The organism is Bacillus sp. ISL-47 (assembly GCF_018613175.1).
Lineage (GTDB): Bacteria > Bacillota > Bacilli > Bacillales > Cytobacillaceae > Cytobacillus.
Map to the genome: position 1 here is coordinate 1 of NZ_JAGGQS010000076.1, position 18,156 is coordinate 18,156.

20 protein-coding genes and 1 tRNA gene are annotated in these 18,156 nt (G+C 37.8%); 16 read left to right on the top strand and 5 right to left on the bottom strand.

The window, feature by feature from the left end:
• Positions 1–34 precede the first annotated feature (34 nt).
• The 5 genes from J7I93_RS22840 to rnjA all read left to right on the top strand — a co-directional run bounded on the left by J7I93_RS22840 (position 35) and on the right by rnjA (position 4,979).
• Entirely contained in the window at positions 35–454 is a 420-nt protein-coding gene (locus tag J7I93_RS22840) for a universal stress protein (RefSeq protein ID WP_214728862.1), read from the top strand.
• Positions 455–576: 122 nt separating this feature from the next.
• Positions 577–2,025, top strand: coding sequence for a SulP family inorganic anion transporter (locus J7I93_RS22845; RefSeq protein ID WP_214728864.1), 1,449 nt, complete (start codon positions 577–579; stop codon positions 2,023–2,025).
• A 12-nt stretch (positions 2,026–2,037) separates the two neighbouring features.
• Positions 2,038–2,457 (top strand): universal stress protein, encoded by a 420-nt coding sequence (locus J7I93_RS22850; protein WP_214728866.1) that lies wholly within the window; start codon positions 2,038–2,040, stop codon positions 2,455–2,457.
• A gap of 212 nt (positions 2,458–2,669) precedes the next feature.
• The gene (locus tag J7I93_RS22855; RefSeq protein WP_214728867.1) at positions 2,670–3,089 is read left to right on the top strand and encodes a universal stress protein; all 420 of its coding nucleotides are present in this window, start codon (positions 2,670–2,672) and stop codon (positions 3,087–3,089) included.
• A gap of 225 nt (positions 3,090–3,314) precedes the next feature.
• Positions 3,315–4,979 carry a ribonuclease J1 gene (gene rnjA / locus J7I93_RS22860; RefSeq protein ID WP_214728869.1) on the top strand — a complete coding sequence of 555 codons (1,665 nt, stop codon included), beginning with the start codon at positions 3,315–3,317 and terminating at the stop codon, positions 4,977–4,979.
• Between the two features lie 86 nt (positions 4,980–5,065).
• Here rnjA and J7I93_RS22865 read toward each other — a convergent pair whose 3' ends face one another.
• Positions 5,066–5,608, bottom strand: coding sequence for a recombinase family protein (locus J7I93_RS22865; RefSeq protein WP_214728871.1), 543 nt, complete (start codon positions 5,606–5,608; stop codon positions 5,066–5,068).
• A gap of 227 nt (positions 5,609–5,835) precedes the next feature.
• Between J7I93_RS22865 and ltaS the strand changes: the two genes are divergently transcribed.
• Positions 5,836–7,785: a lipoteichoic acid synthase gene (gene ltaS, locus J7I93_RS22870; protein WP_214728873.1), complete on the top strand. Its 1,950-nt coding sequence runs from the start codon at positions 5,836–5,838 to the stop codon at positions 7,783–7,785.
• Between the two features lie 343 nt (positions 7,786–8,128).
• Here ltaS and J7I93_RS22875 read toward each other — a convergent pair whose 3' ends face one another.
• The gene (locus tag J7I93_RS22875) at positions 8,129–9,082 is read right to left on the bottom strand and encodes a hypothetical protein (protein WP_214728875.1); all 954 of its coding nucleotides are present in this window, start codon (positions 9,080–9,082) and stop codon (positions 8,129–8,131) included.
• A 205-nt stretch (positions 9,083–9,287) separates the two neighbouring features.
• On the opposite strand from J7I93_RS22875, the gene J7I93_RS22880 reads away from it, so the two are divergent.
• The 8 genes from J7I93_RS22880 (at position 9,288) to J7I93_RS22915 (ending at position 14,625) form a co-directional block, all read left to right on the top strand.
• Complete coding sequence (locus J7I93_RS22880) at positions 9,288–9,491, top strand: helix-turn-helix domain-containing protein (RefSeq protein WP_214728878.1); 204 nt, start codon at positions 9,288–9,290, stop codon at positions 9,489–9,491.
• 47 nt (positions 9,492–9,538) lie between these two features.
• A complete protein-coding gene (locus J7I93_RS22885) occupies positions 9,539–10,315 on the top strand; it encodes a conserved phage C-terminal domain-containing protein (RefSeq protein WP_214728880.1) in 777 nt (258 codons plus the stop codon).
• On the top strand, positions 10,293–10,547 hold the full coding sequence (locus J7I93_RS22890; RefSeq protein ID WP_214728882.1) for a replicative helicase loader/inhibitor: 255 nt from the start codon (positions 10,293–10,295) through the stop codon (positions 10,545–10,547). The genes J7I93_RS22885 and J7I93_RS22890 overlap by 23 nt, the downstream gene beginning before the upstream one ends.
• A gap of 1 nt (position 10,548) precedes the next feature.
• Positions 10,549–11,865 (top strand): replicative DNA helicase, encoded by a 1,317-nt coding sequence (locus tag J7I93_RS22895; protein WP_214988611.1) that lies wholly within the window; start codon positions 10,549–10,551, stop codon positions 11,863–11,865.
• Positions 11,866–12,146: 281 nt separating this feature from the next.
• Positions 12,147–12,458: a hypothetical protein gene (locus tag J7I93_RS22900; RefSeq protein ID WP_214728884.1), complete on the top strand. Its 312-nt coding sequence runs from the start codon at positions 12,147–12,149 to the stop codon at positions 12,456–12,458.
• Entirely contained in the window at positions 12,455–13,144 is a 690-nt protein-coding gene (locus J7I93_RS22905; protein WP_214728886.1) for a hypothetical protein, read from the top strand. The genes J7I93_RS22900 and J7I93_RS22905 overlap by 4 nt, the downstream gene beginning before the upstream one ends.
• Complete coding sequence (locus J7I93_RS22910; RefSeq protein ID WP_214728888.1) at positions 13,104–13,340, top strand: helix-turn-helix domain-containing protein; 237 nt, start codon at positions 13,104–13,106, stop codon at positions 13,338–13,340. Before J7I93_RS22905 ends, J7I93_RS22910 begins: the two co-directional genes overlap by 41 nt.
• A 181-nt stretch (positions 13,341–13,521) precedes the next feature.
• Positions 13,522–14,625, top strand: a complete 1,104-nt coding sequence (locus tag J7I93_RS22915; RefSeq protein ID WP_214728890.1) for a tyrosine-type recombinase/integrase — start codon at positions 13,522–13,524, stop codon at positions 14,623–14,625.
• Between the two features lie 120 nt (positions 14,626–14,745).
• Here the strand turns inward: J7I93_RS22915 and J7I93_RS22920 are convergent.
• Positions 14,746–14,818 (bottom strand) — tRNA-Ala (locus tag J7I93_RS22920).
• 75 nt (positions 14,819–14,893) lie between these two features.
• Positions 14,894–15,592 (bottom strand): MgtC/SapB family protein, encoded by a 699-nt coding sequence (locus J7I93_RS22925; RefSeq protein ID WP_214728892.1) that lies wholly within the window; start codon positions 15,590–15,592, stop codon positions 14,894–14,896.
• A gap of 154 nt (positions 15,593–15,746) precedes the next feature.
• Here J7I93_RS22925 and J7I93_RS22930 point away from each other — a divergent pair, with 154 nt between their 5' ends.
• Together J7I93_RS22930 and J7I93_RS22935 are read left to right on the top strand one after the other, a co-directional pair.
• Positions 15,747–16,661: a DMT family transporter gene (locus J7I93_RS22930; protein ID WP_214728894.1), complete on the top strand. Its 915-nt coding sequence runs from the start codon at positions 15,747–15,749 to the stop codon at positions 16,659–16,661.
• Between the two features lie 11 nt (positions 16,662–16,672).
• Entirely contained in the window at positions 16,673–17,218 is a 546-nt protein-coding gene (locus tag J7I93_RS22935) for a GNAT family N-acetyltransferase (RefSeq protein WP_214728896.1), read from the top strand.
• A 41-nt stretch (positions 17,219–17,259) separates the two neighbouring features.
• Here J7I93_RS22935 and J7I93_RS22940 read toward each other — a convergent pair whose 3' ends face one another.
• Positions 17,260–17,436 (bottom strand): hypothetical protein, encoded by a 177-nt coding sequence (locus J7I93_RS22940; RefSeq protein WP_214728898.1) that lies wholly within the window; start codon positions 17,434–17,436, stop codon positions 17,260–17,262.
• Positions 17,437–18,156: the final 720 nt, after the last annotated feature.

Genomic DNA, 18,156 nt, shown 5'->3' on the forward strand with positions numbered 1-18,156 from the left:
GTCACCCCCTCCTACTCGATAGGAGTGTGTTTAAATGTTCAAAAGTATTCTTTTAGCATATGACGGATCGGAGAATGCCATTAGAGCAGCTGAAAAGGTTGCTGAAATAGCCAGTGTGACTGCTGATTCTCTTGTTACAATTGTTTATGTTATTGACAGTAAGGTTTCGAAAGAAGACGTGCTTCATTATTCCTCGAAAGAAGAAGTAAATGAGAAAAGGCGACAAAGATTGCAAAAAGTAGAAGACCTTATGAATAGCAAAGGGATTGCATTTAACCATGAATTATTATACGGTGAGGCTGCTGAAACAGTGGTTGATTACGCTAATTCGCACAATTTTGATCTGGTTGCTGCCGGCAGCAGAGGATTGAATAGCCTACAGGAAATGGTTTTAGGAAGTGTAAGCCATAAAATTGCTAAACGAGTAAAAGCGCCTGTTTTAATTATAAAATAGATAAACCAAAACCTCCTGTATATGTCCAGGAGGTTTTTTGTTATTTGAAAAATGTGGAATGATGTTAAGTTGCTAACTTTTCCAGAGTTACGCAAACTACTTAAAAAGAGAGGAGGGTTTTTTTGGAGTACACATCTTATAAACAGTCCTGGTTCTACAACATAAAAGGTGATATTCTTTCCGGTATCGTAGTTGCACTTGCTCTTATACCGGAAGCCATCGCCTTTTCCATCATTGCCGGTGTAGATCCGATGGTCGGCCTTTATGCTTCATTCACCATCGCGGTTACGATTGCTTTTGTGGGAGGAAGGCCCGGAATGATTTCCGCGGCAACTGGAGCGATGGCCCTGTTATTTATCGATTTGGTAGCTGACTACGGATTGGAATATTTATTGGCAGCTACAATCTTGACAGGTGTTTTGCAGATACTTTTTGGAGTTTTTAAGCTTGCCCACTATATGAGATTTATACCTCGGTCTGTTATGGTCGGCTTTGTGAATGCTTTGGCGATTTTAATATTTACTTCACAGCTTCAGCATTTCGAAGGCGAAGGATGGATTATATATGTTTTAGTTGCAGTAACTTTAGGGATTATTTATCTCCTTCCTTATCTGACTAAAGCGGTTCCTTCTACGCTTATTGCCATCATTGCTGTTACCATCATAACAATATACATGAATATAGGAGTTCGGACGGTTGGGGACCTAGGAGCTATATCAAAAAGCCTGCCTGTATTTTTATTGCCGGAAATACAGCTGACAATCGATACGTTGATTATCATCCTTCCTTACTCTCTTGCGCTTGCGGTAGTAGGGCTGCTGGAATCGTTGCTTACTGCGGCCATTGTGGATGATATGACAGACTCTGAAAGTGATAAGGATATGGAAAGCCGCGGACAAGGAATTGCCAATATCATTACCGGCTTTTTTGGAGGGATGGCAGGTTGCGCAATGATTGGCCAATCAGTTATTAATGTAAAATCCGGCGGCAGGGGAAGGCTTTCAGCATTAGTCGCAGGTGTGTTTTTAATGTTCTTAATTGTGGTCTTAGGTGATATTGTTGTTCGGATTCCAATGGCAGCGCTGGCCGGAGTAATGATTATGGTTTCTATAAGTACATTTGATTGGAACTCACTAAAGACCATTCACCTCCTTCCAAAAACGGATGCAGCAGTGATGGTTGTTACAGTTTTGACCGTAGTATTAACTCATAACTTGGCTATCGGTGTTTTTACCGGTATTCTGCTAAGTGCGATCTTTTTTGTTTCCAAAATATCGAAAGTTCATGTCAGTAGTAAGCTAGAGGGAAATACACGGGTTTATCAAGTAAAAGGAGAACTGTTTTTTGCTTCTGTAACTGAATTTATTAAGCAATTTGATTATAAAGAAGATGCAGCTGGCGTCGAAATTGATCTTAGCAGGGCCCATTTGTGGGATGATTCCGCTGTTGTAGCAATAGATAAAATTGTATATCGATTTGAGGAAAACGGGAATCATGTTAAGGTGAGCGGATTGAACGAAGACAGTTCAGAATTAGTTGGAAAACTGGCAAATAAGCTCGGTTCCCATTAAGGAGGTTTGGCAATGTATAAAAAAATTCTGCTGGCTGCAGATGGCTCAGAACACTCGAAGCGTGCGGCCGAACATGCCATCAAGATTGCGAAGTGTGACAATGAAACCCAAATAAAAGTGGTCTATGTTGTTGACGGAGATCGATCAAAAGCGGATGTCCTAAAGAACTGGAACTCTGCGGATTTTGGGGATAGGCGCAAAGACCGGATGAGAGAGGTAGAGAGAAAGGCCCAAGAGGCAAATGTAAACTATGAAATCATCGTCCTCCATGGTGAACCAGGTCCGACCATTGTAGAATACGTTAATAAAAATAAATTTGATTTAGTGGTCATTGGAAGCCGAGGGTTGAACGGTCTTCAGGAACTAGTTTTAGGTGGAGTTAGCCATAAGGTAGCAAAAAGAGCTGAATGTCCGGTGCTAATAGTTAAATAATGAAGGACTAGCTAAATGCTGGTTCTTTTTTTATTATGTATGCGTTTACATTTACACACAATGTCATTTATAATTAGTTTAATAATTCAGAAAACTATACGTCAAAATCATAATTTTGACACACATTTCTGTTTTGACGTATTGAAACAGCCACTTTTAAAAAATAAGATTAATTAAAAAACAATTATAGACTTTTTCTCAGGGGTGAAGGTATGTTTAATAGAGTACTTATAGCAGCAGATGGTTCTGACCATTCCATACGTTGTGCAAAGAAAGCAATACATTTAGCTGAACAGAATCCAGATGCTGAATTTACTGTTGTATATGCGATTGATGGGCAGACATCCAAAGAAGACATCCTTCACCATTACGAAAAATCCGTTGTGGATGAAAAGAGAAAACGCCGCTTGGAGCCAATTAAAAACCTTCTTAAAGAAAAAGGTCTATCTTATGAAATAAAATTTTTACATGGAGAGCCAGGCCCAGCTATTGTGGATTACGCTAATAAAGGAAATTATGACATTGTTGTAGTCGGCAGTCGAGGATTAAACGCCTTGCAGGAAATGGTCCTGGGGAGTGTGAGTCATAAAATAGCTAAACGGGTTAAAGCGCCTGTTATGATAGTAAAATGAACACAGACAATGTCTGTGTTTTTTATTGCCTATTAAGTATTTAGTACCTGGTGGTTTGCAAAATTGGGATTGTTATCCATGATTTTAGGTTATTGGTGTTTTTTAAATGATATAATTAAATGAGATAGATGTTTTTGCACTAATTAGAAAGTAAATATTATATAAATCTAAACAGTCCCTAAATTAAGGGATTAAATAAAATTTAAACTAAAAGGAGTTGAATGAATGGCTATAAAAAAAGAGAATAAGGTTAAAATTTTTGCCTTAGGTGGCCTTGGGGAAATTGGGAAGAATACATATGTTATTGAATATATGGATGAAATGGTCTTGATAGACTGCGGCATTAAGTTCCCGGATAATGAACTGCTTGGAATTGATTACGTATTGGCAGATTACACCTATCTTAAACAAAATAGAGAAAAGCTTAAAGGCATTTTCATTACTCATGGCCATGAAGATCACATAGGGGGAATCCCATTTTTGTTCCGTGATGTGCAAGCACCGATTTATGCCGGGGATTTTGCGATCGAATTGATTAAAAGCAAGCTGGCTGAGCATCGAATAAAAGGCGCGCGGTTTCAGCAGATTGATAATGAAACGGTTGTTCAATTGAAGAACCTGAAAGTACGGTTTTTCCGAACAACGCATAGTATTGCCGATTCTTTTGGTGTTGTGGTGTCAACACCTGAAGGGAATATTGTTCACACGGGAGATTTCAAGTTTGATTTAACACCCGTCGGAGCGGAAACTGATTTTCATAAAATTGCAGAAATTAGCAAGGAAGGGGTGCTTTGCTTATTATCAGATAGTACTAATAGTGAAGTTCCTGGCTTTTCTTTATCGGAAAAGAAAGTAGCTGAAGCGATTGAAGAAGTTTTTCAAAATGCGGATGGCAGAGTCATTTTCGCTACATTTGCATCTAATATTGACCGTATCCAGCAAGTGGTCCAATCATCTCTAAAACACGAACGGAAAATAGCCGTTGTGGGCAGAAGCATGGAGAAGACTCTTGAAATCGGAAGAAGGCTTGGGTACATATCAGCTCCCGATAGGGCTTTTATTCATATAAAAGATATTGGCCAGCTTTTAAGTAATGAAGTGACGATTATCTGTACAGGAAGCCAGGGCGAACCAATGGCTGCTTTATCACGGATTGCGAATGGGAATCACAGGCAGATACAAGTAATCCCAGGAGATAAAATAGTCTTTTCATCCTCCCCTATCCCCGGGAATGGAATAAGTATAAGCAGGGTTATGGACAAATTGCTTCGTGCCGGTGCTGAGATCATCCACCATAGAATAAGTGAAGTGCATACATCAGGACATGGGATGCAGGAAGAACAAAAGCTAATGCTGCGCTTAGTAAAACCTAAATTTTTTATTCCCATCCATGGGGAGTACAGAATGCTAAAAGAACATGTTCGCTTAGCAGCCGCTTGCGGAATCTCAAGCGAAAACTGTTTTATTCTTGATAATGGAGACGTCTTAGAGTTAACATCTGAAAGTGCACAAATAACTGATACAGTGCCAGCGCAGCCTGTATATGTCGATGGAAATGGAATCGGGGATATCGGGAACATTGTCCTGCGGGATAGAAGGATCCTATCCGAAGAAGGGTTAGTCATTGTAACCTTAGCAATTGAAAAAAATACTCGTAAGCTGGCAGCAAAACCAGCTATTGTTACCAGAGGATTTGTTTATATAAGGGAATCCGGCAGCCTTATTAATGACCTTGAAGAGATTGTTAAGGATAAAGTTATAACTGAACTAGCTGAAGGAACTAAAGATTGGACAAATCTAAAAAGGGTTATAATTGATGCCTCGCAGCCATTTTTGTTTAATAAAACAGGGCGGCGTCCGATGATACTGCCGTTTATTATGGAAATATAGGGATCTTGAAGGAGTAATACTGACCGGGTAATTTTAAGGCGTAAAACAATATTTAATAGAAAAAAAGGGACCGCAGTGGTCCCTTTTTATTTTCCGAGATATCGGTACAGAGTAGACTTGCTTATTCCTGTTTCATTTTTAATTTCTGCTAAGCTATACTCTTTGCTTTGATACATTGCAATAGCTCTCTTCACATTTTCGTCGGGTATTTTTGGCCTCCCAGGAACGATTCCTTTCTGTTTTGCTTCATTAATGCCTTCCTTGGTTTTTTCACTAATAATATCGGATTCAAATTCTACAATGTGTAAAACAATGTCTTTAAACGAACCCTTTATATTTTTACTTGTATCAATCCCTTCCTTAAGGGACAGAAAATGAGCTCCTTTACCCTCTATAGCGCTTAATAGCTCCACAAGATGCCGTGCAGAATCTGCAAATGCAAAGAGCTTCCCAACAACGACTTTGTCTCCTGGATTAAGGCTGTTTATTATATTTTTAAGGTTTATTCTCTGTTTAGAGGAAAAGTGAGCCTCACTTACGATTTTGTCGCAGTTCATATTTGTAAGAAGCATATGTTGTTCTTCACAGTTTGGATCACTTGAATACGGTCTTGCATATCCAATCAGCATTACCAGCACTCCCCTGACTGTCAATCGTTCATATGACTATCATACCATATGGATAATTACCAGTACCAAAATGGTTCATTTTTGGGACGATTCGTGTTAAACTCTTTTTATCTTTTATTGAACTTCAAATTACAGCTTTTAATTTGGATTATAACCCAATCCTCATTTAGAAGACTAATTTGCAGACATGGCTGTCAAAACTGGCCATTAAAGAAAGAAGGGTAGAAATGAAAATACTATTAAATAAAAGGGTAACTAATAAATTTGCTTTCTTTTTCTTAACTGCAGTTGTATTCCTTTGGTTAAAGACCTACTTTGTTCAATTAACACAATTTAATTTGGGAATTGAAAATACCATCCAACAAATTTTACTATTTTTAAATCCGCTGGGTTCGTCTCTATTATTTTTAGGTTTTGCTTTTTTATTTTTAAAGCGTAAAAAGTATATCTCACTAATTTTAATTGATTTATTAATGTCGTTCCTATTATATGCAAATGTTTTATATTATCGCTTTTTCAATGATTTTATAACATTGCCGACTTTAACGCAGACCCAAAACTTTGGAGATGTTAGCGGCAGCATTGGTACTCTTTTAAAACCTTGGGATGTGTTATTCTTTGCAGATGTAATTCTGCTTCTGGTTTTTCTTTCATTCAATTTTAAGAGATTAGAAGTAAGGAAGATAGCTACGCGAAAGGTAACCGCTTTGCTGCTGATTGCTTTAAGTATATCAGGCATAAATCTGGCAATTGCAGAAGTGGACCGTCCTCAATTATTAACAAGAGGATTTGATCGCAATTACATTGTAAAATATTTAGGGATGTACAATTATACAATTTATGATGCTGTCCAAAGTACAAAAGCCACCGCACAGAGGGTTTTAGCAGACAGTAATGATACAACGGAGATTATAAACTTTACAAAATCAAATCATGCTGAGCCAAATCCGGAATACTTTGGTGCAGGTAAAGGGATGAATGTTATCTATGTGCACATGGAATCCATTCAAAATTTCCTTATTGATTACGAATTGCACGGTGAAGAGGTTACACCGTTCTTAAATTCCTTAACGAACGAAGAGAATACACTTTACTTTGATAATTTCTTTCATCAAACAGCTCAAGGGAAAACAGCTGATGCTGAATTTATGGTAGCAAATTCGCTATATGGATTGCCTCAAGGTTCAGCTTTTACAACAAAAGGTTTAAATACCTATCAAGCTGCGCCTGCAATCTTAAGCCAGCAGCAGGAGTACACATCTGCTGTGTTCCATGGGAATACAGGAAGCTTTTGGAACCGTGATGAAATTTATAAATCACTGGGATATGATAAGTTTTATGATTCCAGTTATTTTGAAATGAATCCGGATGATCTAGCTGATTATGGTTTAATGGACAAACCATTTTTTGAACAATCCATGCCTTATTTAGAATCATTGCCTCAGCCGTTTTACGCAAATTTTATTACGGTTACTCATCATTTTCCGTTTACAATTGATGAAGAAGAAGCAACGCTTGGAAAGCATACTACAGGAAATAAAACCGTAGATAATTACTTCCAGACAGCGAGATATGCAGATGAAGCTCTAGAACAATTCTTCGCGTACTTAAAGGGAACAGGTTTATATGATAATTCCATTATTATCATGTATGGCGATCACTACGGAATATCTAACAATCACAACAAGGCAATGAAGGAAGTAATCGGAAAAGAAATTACCCCGTTTGAAAGTGCGGGATTGCAGCGTACCCCTTTATTCATTCGTGTACCGGGAATGGATGGCGGAGTTAACCATGAGTTCGCAGGACAAATTGATCTCCTTCCGACCCTTCTTCATTTGCTGGGTATCGACACAAAGGAATACGTACATTTTGGAACAGATCTACTATCTGAACAGCATGATGATCTTGTTCCATTTAGAAACGGAGATTTTGTGAGTCCTACCATCACTTCTGCGGACGGCAAATATTATGATTCAACTACTGGACAATTGCTGGAAGAAGAGCGATTAGAGGAAGCTAAAAAACTCCAGGAAATTACGGAGCAAAAACTGGCACTCTCAGATAAGGTTGTAAATGGGGATCTGCTGCGCTTCTATACTCCTGAGAATTTTACTCCAGTTGACCGTTCTCAATACAACTATAATCAGTCTAAAGAGAAAAAAAACAAGGAATAGTGCAGAAGCAAAAGACTGTCAGGTGATTACTTGACGGTCTTTTGCTTGGGAATGCTTTTTCTATTTAAATTGGCGATAAAACTCTTTTTTCGCGTCCGGAGACATAAACCCCATTCACCCTCCAGGCTATAAAAAATCCTAGGCTCAACCCTTTTTATTACGATCCCAGTCCATCTCTGCTTTACCAGGTTAAAATAGGGTTCTCCATTCCCGTAGTAACACATGATAATTCAACAAAATAAACTTAGATAAAGTAGTGATATGATACTCTTGTATTGCTACATTTTTAATAAAGAGGAAAAGCCTCAACTTCTCAAAATGAAGTTGAGGCAGTGTTTTCTATTTATTGATTATCCCATTGTGATATTACTTCTCTTTCCAAAATCTCTGAAACACTTCGAGCTGCCATTTCGAACACCCTTTCAGCTGCCTCTTTTTCACTGTAATAGTTCAGGAAATGTTTAAACCAACCAATAGTCGATTGATGTTCGAACAAGGGGCCATGTGTAGAAATATAACTTTTTAAGCCCTTATTGACTTTGTCATCTATTAAAGCTCTTTCGTAATCATCATTCACATTATTTTTTAGTTCATTCCACTTCTGCCCCATTTCAAAAAGTGTAAACCCTCTTTTGCTCCATCTCCAAAAGTAATAATTACGCCGCTTTGTTTCTGTATATCGTTGTTCGGTAAAAGGTTGGTCACCATAATTCTCTTGATCCATTGCTTCTGAAATATTTGCTATTTCTAAAGGAAGGGTGTGAGTAGTCTGGAATAAAAAATTTTTCAATTCATTTTTTTCGGATGGCTTTTCAATATAGGGATTTCCCCAATTATTTTCCTTGATCTTTTTAAAAACCTTATTTTCGATGTAAATGTCAACTAATGGGTCCACGTGTATCCGGGCAGATAAAATTAAAGAGTAAAGATAATTAATAGTTTTAAATGCAGCAGTAATTTGAAGGTCTTCAACATTATCCTCACGAAGCTCCTTTTTCTGAAGCCATCTGGTAGTTCTCCATACACCATAATGTGAAAAAGTGAAAATAAGCAAGTAGTTGTTTAAATTCGGATTCAGGCTACAGAGAAGACATATTCTTTTTAGATCGTATTCTAAGCAGCTTCTTGTCTGGGGAATCTTATCGAAATCAAAATAATGAATTTCTCGTTCATCCCAAAATTGTTTTAAAGGCAAGCGAACAGAAAAGTGATATTTTTTCCTTAATAGGAAGCAACATTCTTGTAATCGCCTATTGTATTGAAGGTTATTAATCATAGATTTAGTCAAATATTTCATTAATTTAAATCTCCTTTTAAAGCAAAAAAAATAAATTCAAAGGAACTCATTTCACTTAAAAACAACTTATAATACCTTATCATAAAAGGCGGAATATTTGAAATTTTATTGTTAACCCATCTAGAAATTAAGGGTTTTTTCTTAATTTCTATAAAAATATTTCAATGTATCTGAGATTATAAGGGCATACCGGAGGTGATTAACAATGGGAAACAACCTATTAACGGTACCTGAGGTAGCTAAAATATTAAGTGTTAGTTCCGAACGTGCCTATTCGCTAGCGAGAAGAGGAATACTTCCAACAGTAAAAATAGGAAGACAAATTCGTGTTGATGAAGGAAAACTTAATGATTGGATTGACAAAGGTGGCTCAGCACTGCAAGGAGGTTGGAAGCATTCAATTAACTAGTCGTATGAGGTGATGTTCCAATGGACTATATCCCGGGTGGATACGTAATGCTTGCAAGAAAAATAAGAGGTTCTCCTTTATGGAAAAGTTTAAAAGCAACTCATCGCCTAGTCTTGATCGAACTTCTGCTTCAAGCACAATTCCAAGATAATGAAGTTGTTCGCAATGGCGAAATACTTTTCCTTAAAAGAGGACAAGTTGCCACTTCATATCAACAGCTCGTAAATGATATTGGAGACAAGGATGTCACAGTAAAAGTTGTGCGTAACGCTGTTGGAAAATTGGTAAAACACAACTTTTTGACAAAGGACGAGGCAAAGAGTAGGGCAAAGAAAGGTTTGCTTTTAACCATTGTAAATTACGAGGTTTATCAGGATCCCCAAAATTATGTGGCCAAAGAAGTGATCAAAGAAACCGGCAGTGTCAGGGCAAAGCAAGGGCAAAGCAAGGGCAAAGCGGGGGCAATAAATAATAAAGAAAAAAAGGTGATAAATGAAAATATACCTTATAGCGAAATTATTCACTTTTTAAATGAAGCGGGGAACAAAAATTTTCGTTCAACTGGTAAACACACAAGAAGTCTTATCAAGGAGCGATGGAATGAAGGTTTCAGGTTAGAAGATTTTAAGCATGTTACCAAGGTAAAAGCAGAAGAATGGCTTGGTGGCCAATATGAAAGTTATTTGAGGCCGGCCACACTATTCGGGAACAAATTTGAAGGTTATCTGAATCAACAATTGATTCATAAGTCGAAGCGACCGGGGAATTTGGAAGCATTAAGAGAGGAGGCCATGAAGGCAGATGAAGAGAGTGGAAGTGATTGATGTTTTGGAACATTTGACACTGATTTATCCTAACAGGTTTGAAGCAGACCAAAAAATGGTTGAGGCTTGGTATTTTCATTTGAAAAGTTATGACAAGGATGCAGTTATGGCAAATTTGCTTGATTACGCAAGGCATAATCGTTATCCTCCGACAATTTCTGACTTAACATACCAGGGTCGAAGCTTAACTGATTTCGACTATAAAAGAATTTTCGGCAGCGGGGAGGAATAATGTGTTTCGGAGAATTGAGCAACAGATACAAAATGAACAGTTTTTCTTAGGTTCAATTTTACAGGATTGGAGTTTAATTGAAGAAGCATCTTTGCAGCCCAAGCACTTTTATCATAATCAGCACAAGGCATTATTCACCAAAATGTTAGAACTAAAAAAACAAGGTCAGCGAGTAGATTTATATGTAATGTCACAGCTTGGCGATAGTGCAATTGATTCGTTTGGTGGGTTCTCGTATTTATCCGAACTTGCATCTTGTGTTCCCTCAATCAGCATTTTCTATAAGTATCAAGAACAAATCTATAGTTTTTGGATGATTCAGCAGGCAAAAGAATCTGTAAACAAGTTTTTAGAAGAAGCAGAAGATGTAATTGATCCCATTTTATTAATGGAACTCCTTGAGAGGCTAAGTGCTCTTGAATTAGACATCGTTAAAGGCAGGGAGTCATTTAGAGAACTTATGGCAGCCCGCTATGAAGAACATCTCAGCAGCCCTGAAAGCGGTCTTAGTGGTGTAGATACTGGGTATCCAAATTTGAATGTTTTAACGGATGGTTGGCAACACGGAGATTTAATTATTATAGGGGCCCGGCCTTCTATGGGGAAAACAGCATTTGCGCTAAACATAGTGCTTAACGGCTGTAGAAAGGACAATATTAAAGCAATGTTTTTTAGTCTTGAGATGTCTAAAGAACAAATTGTTGATAGATTGATAGCACTTGCAGGGGAAATTAATCTTATGAAAATGAAGAATCCGAATAAACATTTTTCACAAGATGATTGGAATCGATATCACAGGGCGGTAGCTATATTGGATAAATTACACCTCGAGACCAGCCTTGAAAACTCAGTTCCTGCTATGAGGGCTTTAATCCGCAAAAGCGTTAGGGAGAATCGCAACAAAAAGCACGTGATCATAATTGACTTTTTAACGTTAATAAAACCAACCAAAAGAGGGACAAGCCGTCATCATGAAATTGAACAAATTGTTCTTGATTTAAAAAGAATGGCAGTTGAATTAAAGGTCCCCATTATTGTTTTAGCGCAACTGAGCAGGCAAATTGAACAACGCCAAGATCGGCGGCCTTTAATGAGTGATCTTCGAGAATCAGGAGCAATCGAACAAACTGCAGATATGATACTTTTTCTTTACCGGGACGATTACTACAATCAATCGGAAAAAAGGAAAGGAATAACGGAAATCCATGTGGCCAAGAACCGTAATGGAGCAATTGGCAAATTGGAAATGCGTTTTATCCGTGAAACAAATGTTTTCAAACCGCTTAATGAATTGAGAATAGGAGGGCGTCATGAATAGCTGGCATGTTTATGAAATCTTAAAAAAACATAACGGGAATATATGTTTAAGAGAATTAGAGGATAGGTGTGTAACCATATCCACACTGGAATTATGCGAAGGAATTCATGAGTGGCTCTTATTGCGAAGAAGAGAGTCAAATATGGAAAACACAATATAAAAAAGAGGCCTTCCCTCAGAAGGATGGGGAGAGCCGCAATCAGTTCTTTTACCTAAGTAAATATTAACACAGGTTTTGGTGCTTAAAAAGCCTTATCTAAGTAATTCCGGAGGTGATAGCATTGCCATATAAAGACCCTGAAAAACGGAAGGCTTACGATCGAGAATATAAAAGGGTGCAAAGGGCTGGGGAGTCAAACCCCAGTCAAGCCCTGGTACCTCTGTCATTTAGACTAAAAACAGCCCAGGACATACTGTCTTTATTAGAAAATCAAATTAATGCAGTCCATCAAGATAAAACAGCGGGAACCTTGGAAAAAGCCCGGACAATTGGATACTTAGCAAGTATCACTTTAAAAGCTGTTGAAATTTCAGATATGGCTGCAAGAGTTGAGGCCCTCGAATCTGTATTAAAAGGGAGGATGTCAGGGTGAAGTCCCTTACGAAGTTATATAACAAGTTAACACCCTCTGAAAGGTTTAGGCTAACGCTTGATGCCTTGGCAAGAGATGATGAAGTAGAAGCAGAACGGTTAGCAGGAACTTGCCCACATGGAGTATACAAAATGAAAGATACAGATTTTACTGATTTGCTGGAGGGGAGCCTCAAAGTCATATTAGTTTTCAATTGTCTGTGGTCAGAAGCATATTATGGATATATCATTGCGGATCAGTCTCTAAAATATCACCTGGAATCACTACAGGGGGTTATTAAGCATTATGTTACAGGGGCAAATCAAAATTGGAATGAAAGCAACAATAGAAAACCTCCATTTGATATAGAAGGAAGGGCGCCAACTGAAAATGAGATTAATGAGATTGCTTTGATGGGTGCATTAGAAAAGATACCTAATTCAATACTTGATCATTTTTACTGGACAGTTGGCCACGTAAAAGGGGTATATGAAGGATTCTATGAATTCTGTAGCCGAATAAACATTCAACCCGAGATATTGGTTACAAGTTGGTATGCCCCATTAATGGACCAGCTTAAGACCGTCGAGGCCTTATTAGATGGGGATATTGAAATAAATCAGGAATCAAAAGAGGTAACAATGAAGGTTTTGTCTCAATATCTGAATGGAACAGTATATCCCGAAAAGGAGAGGAATAATTATTAAAAGTATTGATAAGTATCCAGATGTGTTAAATGTCGAGGATATCCAAAAGATTTTAGGAATTGGCAGACGGCAAGCCTATGAATTGGTATCTTCAGGGGAGTTCCATACTGTTAGAGTCGGCAGAAGAATAAAAGTATTTAAGGCCGTTTTTGTCAGCTGGCTTTATGGAAATGACATTGACTATGGTAATAATTAACAACCGCAATTGCACTATTGATTGCGTTAATGATTTAAATATATATTTAAAAGTGGCATACTGTCACATCTCAAAAAAGAGATGTGCTTAAAAGGCACTCTCATATCCAAGTAAGAGAAAAGTGCTATTTCCGTAAAATCGGAAGTAGCACTTTTCTCTAAAATTAAGGAGAGAGATGCAAGTGAAAGGATCTGTAAAAAAGGAAGGGAAAAGCTGGTACTATGTTTTTTCCTTGCCTAATGCTAATGGCGAACGTAAGCAAAAGAAAAAAAGGGGATTTAAGACGAAAAAAGAAGCTCAAATGGCTTTAGCAGAAGCAATCAATGCTGTTAATAAAGGGTCTTATATCGAGCCTTCTACAGTTCTTTATAAAGACTATCTAGAACAGTGGTTTAAGACAAAACAAAACAGCATTGGTGTCCAAACCGCTAGAGTTTATAAAGACCATCTCAATGGCAAGATAATACCCTGTTTAGGAAAGGTAATGTTATCTAAACTTACAGCGATCCAGATACAAACCTTCATTAATGGTCTTTCCCAGGCCGGATTAAGAAGCTCGACAGTAAAAAAGACGTTTGAAATAATAAGAAACTCACTCGAACACGCAGTGGATTTTGAAATGATTCCTAAAAATCCTGCAAAAAAGGTTAAGCTGCCAAAATCAAATAAAAAAGAAATGAATATTTGGAATGAAAATGAAGTGAATTGTTTCCTTGAGGTTGCGAAAAAGGATCCAATTTATATAGTTTTCATATTGGCATTAACAACAGGAATGCGGCAGGGCGAGATATTAGGTGTGCGTTGGAAGGATGTTGACTTGGAGAAGGGGCTAATAAATATCCAGCAAACATTAAGCCATGATGGAAAAACCTTTTTGAGTGGAGCAAAAACTAAATCCAGTTTAAGAACGATAAATTTGTCATTGGCGACAATAAATCATCTTAAACGGCGCAAAAGGATTGTTTCAAAAGAAAAGCTGAGCTTGGGTCCCGAATACCAGGACTTTGATTTGATAGCGTGCACGCAACATGGGACGCCATTAAACCCCGCAAATGTAAGAAGGTCGTTTAATAGGCTAATTAATTTAGCAGATGTTCCAAAAATACGCTTTCATGATTTAAGGCACACTCATGCAACCCTGCTTCTTTCAAAAGGTGTGAATGTAAAAGTTATTTCCGAACGATTAGGGCACAGCGATATCAAAGTAACATTGGAAACTTATTCGCATGTCCTTCCAACCATGCAAGAAGAAGCTGTTAAACATTTAGACGAAATCATTCGATGAGTTAACTGTGACCAAAGTGTGACCAAAAGTGCATATTTGGCTTAGGTTTTTACAAATTAGAAGGCATAAAAAAAGGAGAAAAGCCTTCTATATCAAGGCTTTCTCCCTTTGTTTTCTGTATGGAGAATAGGGGGCTCGAACCCCTGACCTCAACGCTGCCAGCGTTGCGCTCTCCCAGCTGAGCTAATCCCCCGGGTGGTTGGTACAAGAAAAATTATAACCACATCGGAGTCTGCTTGCAAGAGGGATTTTAAAAAAATTTTCAATTTTATTGCATGCTGTCAATTTCCATGCATTGAACACCCTTAATATTCGATACGCTGTAATATACATCCGTGGTTCTTCTTTTATAGTCAACCGCTACAATGAGCTGGACAAGGTGCTGCTGTTCTTCCTCCAGATCTTTTATCCGAATATGCTTGATAGATATGTCGAGATCCTTAACTGCCGGGATGATGTCGGCGATGTTTGCTTTATCCTTTACTTTCAGCTGAAGAGTAATTTCTTTTTCCCTTAATTGTCGAGGTCCGATTAAGCCCATTACCAAAGGAACTACTTCGACAGAGATGATGAGCAAAGCGACTCCAGCCATAGCTTCAATATAGAATCCAGCTCCAACTGCAATGCCGATGCCAGCCGCTCCCCAGATTAAAGCTGCGGTGGTTAGTCCTGAGATGCTATCATTTCCTCTTCGTAAAATAACACCTGCACCCAGGAAGCCTATACCTGAAACGATCTGTGCTGCCAAACGAAGCGGATCCATCGTTATGTTGATGTCATCATTCCCAGGGAACATATAAGCTGATTCGATGGATACAATCGTCAGCAAACAGCTGACAATTGAAATAACCAAACTTGTTTTTAAACCAACAGGCTTTCTTTTTAATTCCCGCTCAAGCCCAATGACGAGGCCCAAGACAGCTGAAATCCCCAATTTCATTAAAATTTCTATCTCTAAACTGCTCATGCTATCTCCCGCTTTTTTAATGTATTATATATCCAATATGATTTCATTTAAATCCTTAAAAAGAAAATAATAAAAGCATAGTAAAAGTTCAACAGTACGTTGTAAAATAGTTTATACCCTAAAATTCAGGAAACAGAAACAAGGAGTAATGAAAATGTCAGATACAAAAGTAAACCCTTATGTCGCTCTTGCGATTGGTGTTATTTCCGTCTCCACATCGGCCATTCTTGTGAAAGTATCCAGTGCTCCATCAGGCGTAATTGCCTTTTACCGGCTCTTTTTTTCTGTCCTTTTCATGTTGCCTGTATTTCTTATAAAATATGTTCCGGAACTTCGTCTTATTACAAGGCGGTATTGGATCTACTCAATCATTGCCGGTGTGTTTTTAGCATTCCACTTTATTCTTTGGTTTGAATCGTTAAATTACACATCAGTAGCAAGTTCTACTGTACTCGTCACCCTGCAGCCACTATTTGCTTTTGCGGGAACGTATTTCTTTTTTAAAGAAAAGTTTACCTGGAAAGCGATCTTAAGCGGGCTATTGGCTATAGGCGGAAGTGTCATTATAAGCTGGGGTGATTTCAAAATAAGCGGTTCTGCTTTATTTGGGGATATCCTGGCACTCATTGCCTGTGCTTTGGTAACGGCTTACTTGATGTTCGGGCAGACTGTGAGAAAAAGACTTTCGCTTATAACTTACACTTTTGTTGTATATAGCATAAGCACTGTTACATTGCTGTTGTATGTACTTATCGTACAGGAGCCATTATTGCCGTATGGAACGAGTGATTGGGTATATTTTATTTTGCTGGCCCTCATTCCAACATTGCTTGGACACACATTGTTTAATTGGTCGTTAAAATGGCTTAGCACCTCAACCATCTCCATGGCCATTCTATTTGAACCAGTTGGTGCCGCTGTATTAGCTTATTACCTCCTGCAGGAGTCGGTTGTTTGGACCCAGTTTCTTGGAGGATCCATTGTAATAGGAGGAATCTCTCTTTTCTTATTGGATGAGAGAAGAATCCGCATGAAGGAATTAAAGAAAAAAACAACGATTTCCGGGTAAGGGGAGAAACAATGGCTGTTATTCGCAGAGCGATGTTGAAGGATGCAAGAGTTATTGCAGAAGTACATGTGAAAAGCTGGAAGGAAACCTATAAAGGGATTTTGGATCAGAATTTTTTAGAAAACCTTAAAGTTGAAAGCCGTGAAAAACTTTGGCTGGAATCTCTCGGTACCAAGAGAGAGAATGAATTTGTTTTTGCAGCAGAAACTGAAGAAGGAAAAATTGTTGGGTTTGCATCAGTGGGCCCTGAGCGGTCGAAACGGTTTGATGCAGATGGTGAGTTATACGCGATCTACCTTTTAGAAAATTACCAAGGAAACCAGATAGGAACCAAGCTTTTTTTGTCTGGTGTCAAAGAGCTTTCGAAAGCGGGATTCAGATCTGTCCTTGTTTGGGTGCTTGCAGATAATAAAAGCAGGCAGTTCTATGAGAATTTCCATCCGGAGAAAGCAGATGAAGAGGAAATAACGATAGCGGGCACAAGATGTGTGGAAGTTGCTTATGTGTGGAGTGATATAAAAGGTCTTATTAATAGTTTAGAAAAAAGTATTCAATAAATTTCTTTATAAAAAAATCTCCCGCAAAGTGGGAGATTTTTTTATATAAATACATACGTTAGTCCGGAGAAAATAAATGCTGCTGTAACCGAAAGTATGAAGGTGCCCCCATAGACCTCTTCATCGGAATTCGCTATTTTAATTCCTTCTGCATACGCATAAGCAAACAGATATACTGCCATGATTACTGATAGATATAGTGCTGCGGTTTCCAGCATAATTCACACCTTCCGTTTTAATAGTAGAGTTAATAGATTTTATGAAGTTTAGACAAAAACTATTACTATTTCTTAATTCCTCTAATGGGTATATGGATAAAATATAGTGTGGAAAAAGTGTATAAAGTTATCCACATCTTGTGTATAACCTTGTTGACAACTTATATTAAAGGGAGTGAAAAGTGGATAAGTATGTGGGTATATGAGCGAGAACACTACTAAATTGCGTTCTTACCTATATAATGTTAGTGGACGGCAGAATAGAACAGTGAAAAAACGGAATATTTATTCAGAGGTTAAATCAAGAAGTTGAGTTTCTGATGAATAACATTATATAGAGGGAAGAATGAACGTTATAGTTTATATACCTAATTAATAGAGAAGTAAACTTTTTTCAAAAATTATATTGCAAACATTTCTTATGCATGGTATATTAATTCTTGTCCTCAGCGAGACAAGTTAAACAACTTAATTCACTTAAAAAAGTTGTTGACTTTTAATCGGGTGACATGTTATATTAATAAAGTCGCTTCTGAGCGATAAGGCAAAATATAACAAAGAGAAAATTGATCTTTGAAAACTGAACGAACAAAAACGTCAACGTTAATTCTTTAGTCTTTTTTGAAAAGACAACAGCGGATCGTCGATTAAGAACGCCACGTCCTGTGGCAACATCGACGTCAACACATCCGTGTGTAAATGAGCTTAATCAACTCTTAT